Origin of the sequence: Micromonospora sp. NPDC049836 (assembly GCF_044465125.1) — a bacterium.
In the GTDB taxonomy this organism is placed as follows: Bacteria; Actinomycetota; Actinomycetes; order Mycobacteriales; family Micromonosporaceae; genus Micromonospora.
Genome location: NZ_JBITLH010000002.1, coordinates 149,757 through 164,582, shown reverse-complemented (window position 1 = coordinate 164,582; position 14,826 = coordinate 149,757). Strand labels below are relative to the sequence as shown.

Sequence of the window (14,826 nt, the reverse complement as noted above, 5' to 3'; positions counted from 1 at the left end):
CGAGGTGGATCGAGGAAAACGGGGGAGGTGGCGCTCAGCGCGCGCCGGCGCCGCGACAGCCGTCGCTGCACACCCGCATCAGGTCGACGTGCCGGCGCTTGACCAGCGCGAAACCGGCCGGGTGGGCGACGCCGTCGGCGGGTGGGGTGCGGAGTCGAGCAGACATGGGTCTCCCTGGTCGTTGCTGACCTGGGTGCCAGGCCACGCTTGCACCGGCGGCTGCCGGTGCCTGGTCCTCACCCGGGGCACCCCACCGCGGAGGAGGGTTGCCGGCCAGCGAGCCGGGGCTTGACGCTGGCGCTCATGACCTGCGCAGAAGGCTAGCAGCAGCCCCGCCGGTGTCGTCCAGCGGTTATGACCACCCTCACGCGCCGCGCCTTACCGGCGGGCCGGCATGATCGGCGCGTCCCGGCCGGTGCCGTGCCGCGACGGCGCCTTCTGCTCGTGGTAGTCCTGCTCGACGTTGACCGTCCAGACGTCGTGGCCGGCGCCGTGGGCGATGTTCTCCGCGGTCAGCATGGCGGTGAGCATCGAGTGGTCGGCGTTGTTGTAGCGGTGCATGCCGTTGCGCCCGACCGGGTGCACGTTCTCGGCCTCCCGGGCCAGCCAGCCCCGGATCACGTCGACGTTGTGCTGGTAGTGCTCGTCGTAGACCGGGTACGCCTTGGGCATCCGGACCACGTAGCCGGTCTCCACGCAGCCGGGGCGGACCAGGCCGAGCCGCTCCAGTTCGGCGGTGGCGAGGGCGATCAGGTCGGCGTCCGGGGTCCGCCACATCTCGTCGTCCTCGAAGACGAAGTACTCCAGCCCCAGGCAGGTCCGCCCGTCCTTGACCAGGTACGGCGACCAGGAGCCGAAGTTCTGGATCCGCCCCACCTTCGCGGCCGGGTCGTGCACGTAGATCCAGTTGTCCGGGAAGGAGAACTCGGCGGGCACCACCAGCGCGACGGTGAGGAAGTCCCGGTAGCGCAGGTCGTCCGCGGCGGCGCGGACCTCGGGCGGCGCCGCCGGCCGCATGGCGTGCACCAGCGCCGAGATCGGCATCGAGGAGATCACGTGGTCGGCGGGCTCGGTCCGCTCGCCGTCGGCGTCGAGCACCGTCACGGCGGTGGCCCGGCGCGTCGCCGGGTCCCGGTGCACGGCGGCCACCCAGGTGTTCAGCCGTACCGTGCCGCCCCGCTTCTCCACCTCCTCGGTGCAGCGCTCCCACATCATGCCGGGGCCGTGCTTCGGGTACTGGAACTCCTCGATCAGGCTGGTCACGTCCTTGCGGTTGCGCCGGGGCAGCAGCGCGTTGAGCACCGCCGTGGACAGCGACAGGTTCTTGATCCGCTGGGCGGCCCAGTCCGCCTGCAACTGGTCGGCCGGCATCCCCCAGACCTTCTCGGTGTACGTCTTGAAGAAGATCGAGTAGAGCCGCCAGCCGAACCGGGCGGAGACCCAGCCCTCGAAGTGCGACTGGTCCCGCGGCGGGCGCAGCCGGGCCCGCCCGTACGAGCCGACGCAGCGCAGCGCCTCCCGCAGGCCCAGGTTGCGCAGGGCGTTGGTGGCGTTGAGCGGGTAGTCGTAGAGGGCGCCCCGGTAGTAGATCCGGCTCATCCGGGGCCGGAGCAGGAAGTCCTCGTCGGGCAGGATCTCGTGCCAGAAGTCCTCGACCCGGGAGACCTTGGTGAAGAACCGGTGCCCGCCGATGTCGAACCGCCAGCCGTCGCGTACCACCGTGCGGCTGATCCCGCCGACCACTTCGTCGGCCTCGTAGACCCGTACCGTCTCGCCGTGGCGCAGCAGTTCGTAGGCGGCGGTCAGCCCCGCCGGCCCCGCTCCGATGACCACGGTTCCGTTGCCGTCACCCATACCGTCCGTGCCCCCCGTGAGCGTGCCGATGCGGCCCCGCCCTTACCCGTCCTGGCCGCGAACTCACCTCCGGTGCGGCCCGGGATCGGAGGTGAGTCCGGCCGGTCGGGGGGCCGAAGGTGTCAACCGGGCCGGAACGGGGATGCCGGGGACGGTTCGCGGTCCGAGGGTCGGTCGCGGGGCGATCGGTGGGAGCGCGATGGCGGACGAGGTGCGGGCCGGCCCGACCGGCGGCTCCGCGGCGACCGGGCGGTCGGGCGTACCGGCCCGGGGGGTCGGCCGCGGCGTGCGGGCCCGGCTGGCCGGCGCCGGCCGGCGGGTGTCCGGCCTGGCCGACCGGATCCCGACGCCGTGGGGCTTCGTGCTCGCCGTCTTCGTCGGTTCGAAGGTCGTGCTCAGCCTGGTCGGCACGCTGGTGCTGACCGCCTGGGACCTGGCGCCCGGGTCGCTGCCCGCGGACGAGGCGACGATGCGGGCCCAGCAGGACGCGATCTCCGGGCAGCGCTGGTTCTCGCTCTGGTTCGCCTGGGACTCGTTCCTCTACGACCACCTGACCCGGTTGCCGCTGGACCGGCCCTGGACCGACTTCGGGTTCCCGCTGCTCTACCCGTTCCTGGCCCGGCCGCTCGCGCCGCTGCTGGGCGGCCACACCGCCTGGGCGCTGCTGCTGGTCGCCAACGTGGCGCTGCTGTTCCAGCTCTACTACGCGTACCGGCTCGGCGGCCGCCTGCTCGGCGCGGCCGACGGGGACGCCGCCGGCGCGGACGGCCGGCGGTCGGTGCGGTACCTGCTGCTCCTGCCGACCGCGTTCCTGTTCCAGGCGGCGCTGACCGAGTCGCTCTTCGTCTGCCTGGCCCTGGCCGCCTTCTGGTACGCCGAGCAGCGCCGCTGGCTGGTGGCCGGGATCGTCGGCTACTTCCTCGCGATGAGCCGCTCGGTCGGCTTCCTGGTGGTGATCCCGCTGGCCCTGGTGCTGCTGAACCAGCACGGCTGGCGGTTGCGCCCGGCGAGCTGGTGGCGCTACCTGCGGCAGGGCTGGCCGCTGGTGCTGGTCCCGGCCGGCTGGCTGACCTTCATGGCGTTCTGCCGGTGGCAGGGCGGCGACTGGTTCGCCTACCAGCACGCCCAGGAGAAGGGCTGGGGCATCAGGGTGCAGAACCCGCTGCCGGTGGCCTGGGCGGCGCTGGCCGGCGACAACTCGGCGGACGCGCTGCGGGTGTGGATCGCGGTCGCCATGGTGGCGGTGGCCGTCGCCGGGCTGCGCCGGCGCGCCGAGTGGCCGTACCTGGTCTACACCCTCGTCGTGGTGCTCGTGCCGCTGTCGATGGGGCCGCCGGTGTACAAGAGCCTGCTGCGCTACCTGCTCGCCGCCTTCCCGGTGGCGCTGGTGCTGGCCCGCTGGGCGCGCCGGCCCGGCCTGGACCCGTGGCTCACCGCGGGACTGGCGCTGCTGCAGGGCGTGCTCTTCGCCGTCTGGCTCACCTACTGGACCCACTTCATCATCTGACGCCGGCGCGGCTTGCTATGCAACGAGTTGCATAGCAGGATGGCCGGCATGTCGCTGGAGCACGCCATCCTCGTCTCGCTGCTGGAGCAACCCGCCTCCGGCTACGACCTGGCCCGGCGCTTCGACCGCTCGATCGGCCGCTTCTGGACCGCCACCCACCAGCAGATCTACCGGGTGCTCAAGCGGATGGACGGCGACGGCTGGGTCACCGCCGAGGCGGTCGGCCAGGCGGCGCTGCCGGACAAGAAGGTCTGGTCGGTCACCCCGACCGGGCGGTCCGCCCTGGTCGGTTGGCTGCGCGCCCCGGTGCAGCCGGAGGCGGTCCGGCACGAGCTGGCCGTCAAGATCCGCGGCGCGGCCTTCGACGACGACGCCGGCCGCGCCGCGCTGGTCGCCGAGGTCGAGCGCTACCGCGCCGACCACGCGGCGATCCTCGCCGGCTACCTGGCCGGCGAGGCCCGCGACTTTCCCGACCCCGCCGCCCCGGACGCCCGCGGGGCGCTCCAGCACGTCGTGCTGCGCGGCGGCATCGCGTACGAGCGGATGGTGCTGGCCTGGCTCGACGACGTCCTCGACACCCTCCGCGACCTCGACCGCTGCCCAGAAAGGCGACCGGCGTGACCGACCCGCTGCTGTTCCACCCGCACCACTACGACCCCGCCGACCTCGACGAGACCTCCCGGCGGCTGCTGCGCGCCACCATCGACTGGTTCGAGTCCCGGGGCAAGCGCGCCCTGGTGGAGAGCTACAACCACCACGAGTGGTACGCCGACTTCCTCGACTTCGCCGCCAAGGAGCGGCTCTTCGCCACCTTCCTCACCCCGGCCGCCGACGCCGGCGGCGACCCGGACAAGCGCTGGGACACCGCCCGCAACGCCGCGCTCAGCGAGATCCTCGGCTTCTACGGCCTCGGCTACTGGTACACCTGGCAGGTCACCGTGCTCGGCCTCGGGCCGGTCTGGCAGAGCGGCAACACCACCGCCCGGGCCCGCGCCGCCGCGCTGCTCGACGAGGGGCACGTCATGGCGTTCGGCCTCTCCGAGCGGCCGCACGGCGCCGACATCTACGCCACCGACATGCTGCTCACCCCGGACGGCGCGGGCGGCTTCCGGGCCACCGGCGGCAAGTACTACATCGGCAACGGCAACGTCGCCGGGCTGGTCTCCGTCTTCGGCCGCCGCGCCGACGTCGACGGCCCCGAGGGGTACGTCTTCTTCGCCGCCGACAGCCGGCACCCGGCCTACCGGCTGGTCCGCAACGTGGTGAACGCGCAGATGTACGTCAGCGAGTTCCGGCTCGAGGACTACCCGGTGCGCGCCGAGGACGTGCTGCACACCGGGCAGGCCGCCTTCGACGCCGCGCTGAACACCGTCAACGTCGGTAAGTTCAACCTCTGCACCGCCTCCATCGGCATCTGCGAGCACGCCATGTACGAGGCGGTCAGCCACGCCCACAACCGGGTGCTCTACGGCCGACGGGTCACCGACTTCCCGCACGTGCGCCGCGAGTTGACCGACGCGTACGCCCGCCTGGTGGCGATGAAGCTGTTCAGCGACCGCGCGGTCGACTACTTCCGCTCGGCCGGCCCGGACGACCGGCGCTACCTGCTGTTCAACCCGATGACCAAGATGAAGGTCACCACCGAGGGCGAGAAGGTCATCGACCTGCTCTGGGACGTGATCGCGGCGAAGGGCTTCGAGGCCGACACCTACTTCGACAAGGCCGCCCGGGACATCCGCGGCCTGCCGAAGCTGGAGGGGACGGTGCACGTCAACCTGGCCCTGATCCTCAAGTTCCTGCCGAACTACCTGTTCCGGCCGGCCGAGCACCCGCCCGTGCCGACCCGCCGGGATGCGGCCGACGACGAGTTCCTGTTCCGGCAGGGCCCGGCCCGCGGCCTCGGCGCCATCCGCTTCCACGACTGGCGCACGCCGTACGACGCGCACGCCCACCTGCCCAACGTGGCCCGGTTCCGGGAGCAGGCCGACGGGCTGGCCGCGCTGCTCGCCGCGCACGCCCCGGACGAGGCCCAGCAGCGGGACCTGGACTTCCTGCTCACCGTCGGCCAGCTCTTCGCCCTGATCGTCTACGGTCAGCTCATCCTGGAGCAGGCCGGGCTGACCGGCCTCGACGCCGACCTGCTCGACGGGATCTTCGACCTGCTTATCCGGGACTTCTCCGGGTACGCCACCGAGCTGCACGGCAAGGCCGCCACCAGCGACGAGCAGGCCGCCTGGGCGCTCACCCAGGTGCGCCGCCCGGTCCGCGACGCCGAGCGCGCCGCCCGGGTCTGGGCGCGGGTCGTCGCCCTCTCCGGCGGGTACGAGATGAACCCCTGACGGTCGGGAGTGTCGTTCCCGGCTGCCGCTGGCCTGCGGGTGGGTCGGTGACGGCGCGGAGTGCCTTCCTAGCCGCTGCCGACTTGATGACGTGGACGGATCACCCGTTACCTCGGCGGGGTCCGGACCCTGGCTGGGCAGCTCGGTCGCGGCCGGCGGGCGGGGACAGCGGTGCGGCGGCCCGGGTGTCTCACGCGCGACCGCCAGGCGGGGAAAGCCGGTGCGGCGCCGAGGGGGCCGGCACTAGGTTGCGGGGATGTTCTCCCTCGCGCTGACCGATGACGCCGAGCTGCGGCCGCTGCAGCCGTGGCACTCGACCGAGTTCCTCGCCAATCTCGACCGCTGCCGGGAGCACATCGCCCCCTGGGTGGGCGCCTCCTTCGTGGCCACCGATCCCGAGTCGGCCCGCCGGGTGCTGCAGAACTACGCCGACCGGTGGGCCCGGGACGACGGCGGGATCTGGGGCATCTGGCGGGGCGGCACGCTGGTCGGTGGGGTGATGTTCGTGTCGCTGAGCACCGCCACCGGTGTCGCCGAGGCCGGCTGCTGGCTGGAGCCCGCGGCCGAGGGGCAGGGCCTGGTGACCCGGGCCGCCCGCGTGATCATCGACTGGGCGATCCGGGAGCGCGGCATCCACCGGGTGGAGTGGGTCACCAAGGCCGCCAACGCGCGCAGCATCGCCGTCGCTCGACGGCTGGGGATGAGCCGCGACGGCGTGCTACGGGCGGCCGCACCCGGGCCGGGCGGCCGGGCCGACCTGGAGGTCTGGTCGGTGCTGGCCCCGGAGTGGCAGCCGGCGGGCTAGCCGGGCGATCCCGGGCACCGGAGGTTTCCGGCACCGGCCGCGGCGCATGGCGCGCCGCGGCCGGCTGCGCCCGGCGCGGGCTGCGGCGTCCACCCCGCCGGCTGCGGCGTCCACCCCGCCGGCTGTGGCGTCCACCCCGCCGGGTGTCCGCGCCGACGGCCCACGGTGGACACGCGGCGGAGTTTTGTCGTACCCGGACGTGAACATGTGTCCATGGCTGCCCCCGCCCTGGCCGACCGGTCCCCCCAGCCGCGCGCCCTGCCGCTGCGCGAGGTCCGCACCCGGCTCACCCAGCTCGTCGCCCTGGCCGAGCTGACCGACACCGTCACCGTGGTCACCCGCGACGGCGACCCCCGACCCATCGCCGCGATCGTGCCCGCGGCGGCGGCCCGCACGGCGGCCCAGACCCGGGCCGACGCCGAGCGGATCGCCGCGATCAGCGCCGGCTGGTCCCGGCGGCTGGAGGAGCAACGCCGGCAGAGCAGCCGGCGGCACGCCGCCGAGCGGCAGGCCCTCGTCGACGCCCTCGCCGAGGCCTGGGCCGAGCTGGACCGGCGCGCCCCGGCCGGCGACCCGGCGCTGGCCCGGCTCCGCGCCGCCCACGCCGACCTGCTGCGCGACTGACCCGCGCCGCCGGCCACGCCGGCCTTTGGCGCGACTGACCCGCGCCGCCGGCCGGCGACGCCCGACGCGGGCGCCGCCGGTGGCGTACGGTCAGTCGCGGCCGCGCTGGGCGCGGTAGCGGCGGATCAGCGCGGCGGTGGAGGAGTCCACGTCGGCCAGGTCCGGGCCGGCCCCGGTCAGCTTCGGCGCGAGCTGGTTGGCCATCACCTTGCCCAGCTCCACCCCCCACTGGTCGAACGCGTTGATGTCCCAGACGGCGGCCTCGGTGAAGACGATGTGCTCGTACAGGGCGATCAGCTGGCCCAGCGTCGACGGGGTGAGCTTCGGCGCGATGATCGAGGTGGTCGGGTGGTTGCCCGGCATCACCCGGTGGGGCACCACCGCGGCGGCGGTGCCCTCCGCCTCGACCTGCTCCTTCGTCCGGCCGAAGGCCAGCGCGGCGGTCTGCGCGAAGAAGTTGGACATGAACAGGTCGTGCATGTCGCCGAGGTCGTGGTTGGGCTGGCTGAACGCGATGAAGTCGGCCGGGATCAGCCGCGTCCCCTGGTGGATGAGCTGGTAGAAGGCGTGCTGGCCGTTGGTGCCGGGCTCGCCCCAGAAGACCTCCCCGGTCGGGTACGTCACCGGCCGGCCGTCCACCGTCACCGACTTGCCGTTGCTCTCCATGGTGAGCTGCTGCAGGTACGCGGGGAACCGGTGCAGGTACTGCGAGTACGGCAGCACCGCGTGCGTCTGCGCGTCGAGGAAATCGGTGTACCAGACGTTGAGCAGGCCGAGCAGCGCCGGCACGTTGCGCTCCACCGGCGTGCTGCGGAAGTGCTCGTCGACGGCGTGGTAGCCGGCCAGCAGGTCCCGGAACCGGTCCGGACCGACGGCCAGCATCACCGACAGCCCGACCGCCGAGGGCAGCGAGTACCGGCCGCCCACCCAGTCCCAGAAGCCGAACATGTTCGCCGGGTCGATGCCGAAGTCGCGTACCCGCTGCTCGTTGGTGCTGACCGCGACGAAGTGCCGGGCGATCGCCGAGTCGTCGGCGTCCAGCCCGGCCAGCAGCCAGCGCCGGGCCTGGTCGGCGTTGGCCAGGGTCTCCTGGGTGGAGAAGGTCTTGGAGACCACCACGAACAGGGTGCTCGCCGGGTCCAGGTCGGAGGTCTTGTCGTGGATGTCGGTCGGGTCGATGTTGGACACGAACCGGCAGGAGATCCCCGCGTCCCGGTACGCCTTGAGCGCCTCGTACGCCATCACCGGCCCGAGGTCGGAGCCGCCGATGCCGATGTTGACCACGGTGGTGATCCGCTCGCCGGTGTGGCCGCGCCAGGCGCCGGAGCGTACCCGGTCGGCAAAGGCCGACATCCGGTCCAGCACCGCGTGCACGTCGGCCACCACGTCCTGGCCGTCCACCACCAGCGTGGCGTCGCGCGGCAGCCGCAGCGCGGTGTGCAGCACGGCCCGGTCCTCGGTGGCGTTGATGTGCCGCCCGGCGAACATGGCCGCGATCCGGTCGGCCAGCCGGATCCGCTCGGCCAGGGCGGTGAGCAGCGCGACGGTCTCGTCGGTGACCAGGTTCTTGCTGTAGTCCACGTGCAGGTCGGCGACCTCGCCGGTGAGCCGCTCGCCCCGCTGCCCGTCGGCGGCGAACAGCTCCCGCAGGTGCGTGCCGCGCATCGCCTCGGCGTGCTTGCGCAGCGCCTGCCATTCGTCGGTGGTGGTGACGTCCACAGCCATCGGGTCGATCTTCTCCTTCACGACGGGTCTGCCAGCGGGCCGTCGTCGCCCCGCTGCCGGCGACCCCACCAGCCTGCCACCCGGGCCGGGCCCGCGCGACGCGACCCGGCATCGCCCACCCGTCGGGCGTGGCGGGACGCCGGGCCGGCCGGCGCGGTTGACCTCGAGTGCGCTCGAATCCCTACCGTGGCGGGACCGGTCGCCGCCCGGTCAGCGCGGCGACACCCCGGAGAAGGAGCAGTATGCGTTACCGCGTTCTGGGCGGCACCGGCATCCAGGTGAGCGTCCACACTCTCGGCACGATGATGTTCGGCGCGGTCGGCAACCCCGACCACGACGATTGCGTACGCATCGTGCACGCCGCCCTCGACCAGGGCATCAACGTCGTGGACACGGCCGACATGTACTCCGCCGGGGAGTCCGAGGTGATCGTCGGCAAGGCGTTGAAGGGCCGCCGGGACGACGTGGTCCTCGCCACCAAGGTGCACTTCCCGATGGGGGAGGGGCCGAACCGGGGCGGCAACTCGCGGCGCTGGATCGTCCAGGCGGTCGAGGCCAGCCTGCGCCGGCTCGGCACCGACTGGATCGACCTGTACCAGGTGCACCGCCCCGACCACACCACCGACATCGAGGAGACCCTCGGCGCGCTGACCGACCTGGTCCGGGCCGGGAAGATCCGGGCCTTCGGCTGCTCCACGTTCCCGGCCGAGGAGATCGTCGAGTCGCACCACGTCGCCGAGCGGCGGGGCCTCGGCCGGTTCCGCACCGAGCAGCCGCCCTACTCGATCGTGGCCCGGGGGATCGAGACGTCGGTGCTGCCGATCTGCCGGCGCTACGGCATGGGGGTGCTGGTGTGGAGCCCGCTGGCCTCCGGCTTCCTCTCCGGCCGCTACCGGCGGGGCCGGTCCGTCGACCTCACCGCCGGCCGGCCGGCGCGCACCCCGGCCCGGTTCGACCCGACGCTGCCCGGCAACGCCGCCAAGTACGCCGCCGTCGAGGAACTGGCCGCGCTCGCCGACGAGCTGGGCTGCACGCTGCCCGAGCTCGCCGTGGCGTTCACCGTGGCGCACCCGGCGGTCACCTCGGCGATCATCGGGCCGCGCACCATGGAACAGCTCGACGGGCTGCTCAAGGGGGCCGCGCTCACCCTCGAGGACGCGGCGCTGGACCGGATCGACGCGATCGTGCCGCCCGGCACCAACCTCTACCAGCCCGACGGCGTCTGGTCGCCGCCGTCGCTCACCGATCCGGCCCACCGCCGCCGCCCGGCCGCCGCCCGGGCCGCCGCCTGAGCTGACCGCCGCCCGGGTCGGCCCGAGCCCGTGCTGGGGCGCGTCGTCCGGCGCCGGTGGTGGGGTGCCGGGTGGTGGGGGTGCCGGCGGTGGGGGTGCCGGCGGTCGGTGCCGGTGCTGGACGCTGCGGCCGGACCTGCGGCAGGATGCCCGGAATGGCCACCCCGCCCGCCCGCCGCGCCGGCGTCGCCGCCGCCGCCGCGCTCGCGCTCCTCGCCGCCGGCTGCTCGGGCCCGGCCCCCTCCACCGCCGCGCCCGCGCCGGCCGCCACCACACCCGCCGCCACCGCGCCGGTCGCCACCGCCGCCCCGGTGCCGCCGGCACCCGCCGCCGCGCCGGCGGCCCGCAGCGGCCTCGGCGCCCGGCCCAGCCGGGCCGCCCGGGCCTGCACCGTCTTCCCGGCGGACAACGTCTGGCACGCCGACGTGTCCCGGCTGCCGGTGCACCCGCGCTCCGCGGCCATGGTCGACGCGATCGGATCCGGGGCGGCGGTGCACGCCGACTTCGGCTCCGGCACCTGGCAGGGCGGGCCGATCGGCATCCCGGTCACCGTGGTGCCGGCCGGGCAGCGGCGGGTCCCGGTCTCCTTCACGTACGCCGACGAGAGCGACCCGGGCCCGTACCCGGTGCCGGCGAACGCGGCGGTCGAGGGCGGGCCGGCCGCGACCGGTGACCGGCACGTGATCGTCTGGGACCGGGCGGCCTGCCGGGCGTACGAGTTGTTCGACGCGCGTCCGGCCGGGGCTGGCTGGCGGGCCGGCTCGGGCGCGGTCTTCGACCTCCGGTCGAACCGGTTGCGGCCGGCCGGGTGGACCTCGGCGGACGCCTCCGGGCTCGCCATCCTGGCCGGTCTGGTCCGCTACGACGAGGTGGCCGCGGGCCGCGTCGACCACGCGGTCCGGGTGACCGTGCCGCGTACCCGCACCGGCTGGACCTGGCCGGCCACCCACTCCGCCTCCTCGGCGACCGACCCGAACCTGCCCCAGCTCGGCCAGCGGCTGCGGCTCAAGCCCTCGGTCGACCTGTCCCGGCTGCCCCGGCAGGCACGCATCGTCGCCGAGGCGATGCGCCGGTACGGGCTGATCGTCGCCGACCACGGGTCGGCCTGGTACCTGTCCGGCGCGCCGGACCGGCGCTGGGACAACGACGCGCTGCACGCCCTCGGCGGCTTGCGGGGCAGCGACTTCGAGGTGGTGGACGCGTCCGGGCTGGCGGTCGGCCAGGGCTCCGGCGCCGTCCGCTGAACCCGGTCGACCGCGCGCCGGCCGTCCGCCACACTGACGGTGTGGATCATCGTGACCTGGTCCGGGTGAGCAAACGGATGTCCCTGGCCCTGCGGCACCGGCCGGACCGGTTCGGGCTGGTGCTCGACCGGGCTGGCTGGGTACCGGTCGCCGACCTCCTCGCGGCGCTGCGGATCGGCCGGGCCGAGCTGGACGCCGTGGTCGCCGGCAACGACAAGCAGCGCTTCGCGGTGCTCCGTGGCGCGGACGGTGTCGACCGGATCCGGGCCAGCCAGGGCCACTCCGTCCCGGTCGAGCTGGGGCTGGCCCCGGCCGTCCCGCCCGACCGGCTCTACCACGGCACCAGCGAGAGCGTGCTGGCCGCGATCCGGGCCGAGGGGCTGCACCGGGGCCGCCGCCACCACGTACACCTCTCGCCGGACGTGGCGACGGCCCGCCGGGTCGGCGCCCGCCGTGGCGGCGCGGTGGTGGTGCTCACCGTCGACGCCGCCGCGATGGCCGGCGCCGGGCACCTCTTCTTCCGCAGCGACAACGGCGTCTGGCTCACCGACACGGTCCCGCCGCGCTACCTCACCGCCTGACCGGCCCCGCGCGCCGCCGCCGCGGGCACCCGCCGGTCAGCGCGCCGGGGGGCGGCCGGGTCAGCCGGCGGTGACCGGGTGGCGCACCACCCCGTCGAAGAGGTAGCCGAGGTCGTTGGGGGCGGCGCGGTCGGGCTGGACGGCGCCGGTCACGTCGGTGGCGCGGGCGCGCAGGATCCACCGGCCGGGCGCCGGCGGGCGCCACCGGACGGTCCACCGCTGCCACGGTCCGCCCCGGTCGGCGGCGACCAGGTCGGCCGGGCGCCAGCCGTCCCCGGTGTCCACCTCCACCCGGTCGATCGGTCCGGCCCCGGACCAGGAGCGGCCGCGCAGCAGCACCTCCTCCCCGGCGGTGACCCGGGCGTCCCAGGCCAGCTCGAAGGCGCTCTTGATCGACTGGGTGGCCAGCATCCCGCCGCCGGCCGGCTGCCCGGGCCCGAACATCCGGTAGAACTGGGTGTTCCACGGGGAGAAGAGCGGGGTGGCGGAGACCTCCACCGGGCCCACCCACTTGATCGAGGAGATACCGATCCAGCCGGGCACCACCACGCGCACCGGGAAGCCGTGGTCGGCGGGGAGCGGCTCGCCGTTCATCTCGTACGCCAGCAGCACGTCGTCGAGGGCCTTGGCGATGGGCAGCGGCCGGCGTACCCGGCCGAGGTTGATCCCACCGGTCACGTAGTCCGGGTCCAGCCCTTCCGGCATCACGTCGACCGCGTCCCCGGTCAGGCCGGCCAGCCGGAGCACCGTGCCCAGCCGGACGCCCCGCCAGCGGGCCACCCCGACGCCGCCCAGGTCCCAGGCCACGCCCGGCGCGGGCTCGTCCTGCTGGTCGGCGAAGAAGCGCCGGCCGTTGCCGGCGCACTCCAGCAGCGCGGCGCTCTCCTCGGCGGGCAGCCGGCGCAGGTCGTCGAGGCCGAACTCGACCGGGGTGTCGCGGGTGGGCGCGCCGCGCAGCCCGGTGCCGAACAGGCGCAGCCGCCAGGCGTCCGGGTCCAGGCGGGGCGTCACCGTGTGGTTGCGCACGAAGAAGCGGTCGTTGGGCACCACGTAGCCCTGTCCGGCCAGCGCCGTCCAGCGCATCTCCGCGTTGGTGTCCAGCGGGCGCAGCAGGTCGGGCCGGAGCGGCTTGCGGATCGGCGTACCGGGGTCGACGCCGACCGGCGCGGCGGCCACCGCGACCGGTTCGCGTTCCGCCGCGGCGGCGGTGAGGGCGGCCATCGCGGCGCCCACCTCCAGCAGCCCGTCGCGGTCGACGCCGGCGCCGTGCGCCTCGCCGGCCAGCCACTGCCGGCTGCGGCGGGCGTCGTGCCCGGCTTCCTGGGGCGGCGGGGTACGGGACACGACTGACCTCCGGCTCGGCGACGTTGCCGGCCCCATTCAACCCCGGTGGTACCGGTCGATCCGTCCCAGGTCAGGACCCGTGCCGGCCCGCCCAGCCAGGCACCGGCGCGGGCCGGGTCAGACCGGACGCTGGCCGGCGAGGAAGTCGGCCAGCACCCGGGTGTGCGTGGAGAAGGCCAGCTCGACCGGCTCGGTGAGGACCAGCCACTCGGTGGCCTCCTCGGTGGGGGCGGACGGCGGCAGGTCCCCGACCGGCCGCTCGGGCAGCACCCCGAAGACCATCATGGTGCCGCCGGCCGGCGCCCCGTGCACCGCGAACAGCCGGGCCTCGTCGGCCTCGGCCAGCAACCCGGTCTCCTCGCGCAGCTCCCGGACCAGCGCCGCGGACCACTCCTCGCCGTACTCGATGAAACCGCCGGGGAGGGCGAGCTGGCCGCGGGCCGGCTCGATGTCGCGACGGACCACCACCACGCCGAGGCCCGCCGGCGTACGGACCGGCAGCACCGCCACCGCGACGGGCAGCGGATTGCGCCAGACCGTCTCCCCGCAGACCGCGCAGAGCCGCGGCCAGCCGGCGTCGACCGGGTAGGCCGAGCCGCAGTACGAGCAGTGCGAGAAGGGTGCAGCGGTCACGCCGCAGCACGTTACCCGCCGGGCGGCCGTCCGTCAGGCGTCGCGCCGCGCCCGGTGGCCGGTCGGGCGTCGCGCCGGGCGGTCGGTTGGGCCCCGCGCCGGGCCGCCGGGCGGTCGGGCCCTCGGCACCGGGCCGTCGGTCAAGCCCTGCGCCGGGCCGCCGATCAGCCGCCGCGCCCGGCAGGTGGTCAGCTGTCGCGTCCCTCCGGTGGGGCGGCCCGGAGGGTGGCGCGCGCCGCCATCAGCGCGAAACCGAGCAGGTTGTCGCCCCGCCAGCTCGCCGGATCGGCGGTACGGGGATCGTCGGCGGCCAGGCCGATGCCCCAGATCCGGTCCAGCGGGCTGGCCTCCACCAGTACCCGGTCACCGGTGCCGAGCAGGTAGCGGCGCAGCTCCTCGTGCTGGCCGAACTTCGCCACGCTGCCGGCCACCACGATGCCGTAGCGGCGGGCCGTCCAGGTGGCCCCGTCGAAGCCGCGCACCTGCCGGCCCAGCGCCTTGGCCCGCTCCGGATGGTCGGCCGCGAGCACCCGCCCGGCGATGGCGTCGTCGCCGAACAGGGTGGCCTTGTGCCACATCATCCAGTGTTCGGCGGTGGCGTAGGTCCGGCCGTCCACGGTGAACGGCGCCGGCCACCACTGGCTCAGGCAGCCGGCGCCGACGCTGCCGTCGCGCTGCGGTCGGTGCCCCCAGAAATACAGGTAACGCGGTCGCTGGCCGGACTCGACGGCGGCGAGCAGTTCGGCGACGGATCGGATCGGCACGATCGACAGTGTGCCGGACGGCACCGACACCCCGCCCCCGTGTTTTCGCCCGCCGCCGCCCGGCCTCGCCGCCGTCCGCCGCCCGCCCCAACGCTCGCCGCCGCTCGCTGCACG

General features: G+C 74.7%; 14 protein-coding genes and 1 riboswitch. Of the genes, 8 read left to right on the top strand and 6 right to left on the bottom strand.

The features are described from left to right. Window positions 1-34 precede the first annotated feature (34 nt). A complete protein-coding gene (locus tag ACIBPB_RS05290; protein ID WP_396838324.1) occupies window positions 35-166 on the bottom strand; it encodes a hypothetical protein in 132 nt (43 codons plus the stop codon). 32 nt (window positions 167-198) lie between these two features. Continuing rightward, window positions 199-309: riboswitch (SAM riboswitch) on the bottom strand. Between the two features lie 69 nt (window positions 310-378). Further along, window positions 379-1,854 (bottom strand): NAD(P)/FAD-dependent oxidoreductase, encoded by a 1,476-nt coding sequence (locus tag ACIBPB_RS05285; protein WP_396838323.1) that lies wholly within the window; start codon window positions 1,852-1,854, stop codon window positions 379-381. Window positions 1,855-2,053: 199 nt separating this feature from the next. On the opposite strand from ACIBPB_RS05285, the gene ACIBPB_RS05280 reads away from it, so the two are divergent. From ACIBPB_RS05280 to ACIBPB_RS05260, 5 genes are all read left to right on the top strand, one after another. After that, on the top strand, window positions 2,054-3,361 hold the full coding sequence (locus ACIBPB_RS05280) for a hypothetical protein (RefSeq protein WP_396838322.1): 1,308 nt from the start codon (window positions 2,054-2,056) through the stop codon (window positions 3,359-3,361). A 48-nt stretch (window positions 3,362-3,409) separates the two neighbouring features. Beyond that, on the top strand, window positions 3,410-3,982 hold the full coding sequence (locus tag ACIBPB_RS05275) for a PadR family transcriptional regulator (RefSeq protein ID WP_396838321.1): 573 nt from the start codon (window positions 3,410-3,412) through the stop codon (window positions 3,980-3,982). Next, on the top strand, window positions 3,979-5,700 hold the full coding sequence (locus tag ACIBPB_RS05270) for an acyl-CoA dehydrogenase (RefSeq protein WP_396838320.1): 1,722 nt from the start codon (window positions 3,979-3,981) through the stop codon (window positions 5,698-5,700). The genes ACIBPB_RS05275 and ACIBPB_RS05270 overlap by 4 nt, the downstream gene beginning before the upstream one ends. Before the next feature lie 256 nt (window positions 5,701-5,956). Further along, complete coding sequence (locus ACIBPB_RS05265; protein ID WP_396838319.1) at window positions 5,957-6,505, top strand: GNAT family N-acetyltransferase; 549 nt, start codon at window positions 5,957-5,959, stop codon at window positions 6,503-6,505. A gap of 213 nt (window positions 6,506-6,718) precedes the next feature. Then, window positions 6,719-7,129: a type II toxin-antitoxin system Phd/YefM family antitoxin gene (locus ACIBPB_RS05260; RefSeq protein WP_396838318.1), complete on the top strand. Its 411-nt coding sequence runs from the start codon at window positions 6,719-6,721 to the stop codon at window positions 7,127-7,129. A 90-nt stretch (window positions 7,130-7,219) separates the two neighbouring features. On the opposite strand, the gene pgi is transcribed toward ACIBPB_RS05260, so the two are convergent. Further along, on the bottom strand, window positions 7,220-8,854 hold the full coding sequence (pgi, locus tag ACIBPB_RS05255) for a glucose-6-phosphate isomerase (RefSeq protein WP_396838820.1): 1,635 nt from the start codon (window positions 8,852-8,854) through the stop codon (window positions 7,220-7,222). A 242-nt stretch (window positions 8,855-9,096) separates the two neighbouring features. On the opposite strand from pgi, the gene ACIBPB_RS05250 reads away from it, so the two are divergent. From ACIBPB_RS05250 to ACIBPB_RS05240, 3 genes are all read left to right on the top strand, one after another. After that, entirely contained in the window at window positions 9,097-10,146 is a 1,050-nt protein-coding gene (locus ACIBPB_RS05250; RefSeq protein WP_396838317.1) for an aldo/keto reductase, read from the top strand. Window positions 10,147-10,301: 155 nt separating this feature from the next. Continuing rightward, a complete protein-coding gene (locus tag ACIBPB_RS05245) occupies window positions 10,302-11,390 on the top strand; it encodes a hypothetical protein (RefSeq protein WP_396838316.1) in 1,089 nt (362 codons plus the stop codon). 41 nt (window positions 11,391-11,431) lie between these two features. Beyond that, entirely contained in the window at window positions 11,432-11,971 is a 540-nt protein-coding gene (locus tag ACIBPB_RS05240; RefSeq protein WP_396838315.1) for an RNA 2'-phosphotransferase, read from the top strand. A 60-nt stretch (window positions 11,972-12,031) separates the two neighbouring features. On the opposite strand, the gene ACIBPB_RS05235 is transcribed toward ACIBPB_RS05240, so the two are convergent. The 3 genes from ACIBPB_RS05235 to ACIBPB_RS05225 form a co-directional block, all read right to left on the bottom strand. Further along, complete coding sequence (locus tag ACIBPB_RS05235) at window positions 12,032-13,315, bottom strand: sulfite oxidase (protein WP_396838314.1); 1,284 nt, start codon at window positions 13,313-13,315, stop codon at window positions 12,032-12,034. 117 nt (window positions 13,316-13,432) lie between these two features. Beyond that, window positions 13,433-13,948 (bottom strand): NUDIX domain-containing protein, encoded by a 516-nt coding sequence (locus ACIBPB_RS05230; RefSeq protein WP_396838313.1) that lies wholly within the window; start codon window positions 13,946-13,948, stop codon window positions 13,433-13,435. 188 nt (window positions 13,949-14,136) lie between these two features. Next, complete coding sequence (locus tag ACIBPB_RS05225; protein WP_396838312.1) at window positions 14,137-14,712, bottom strand: NADAR family protein; 576 nt, start codon at window positions 14,710-14,712, stop codon at window positions 14,137-14,139. Between the last annotated feature and the right edge of the window lie 114 nt (window positions 14,713-14,826).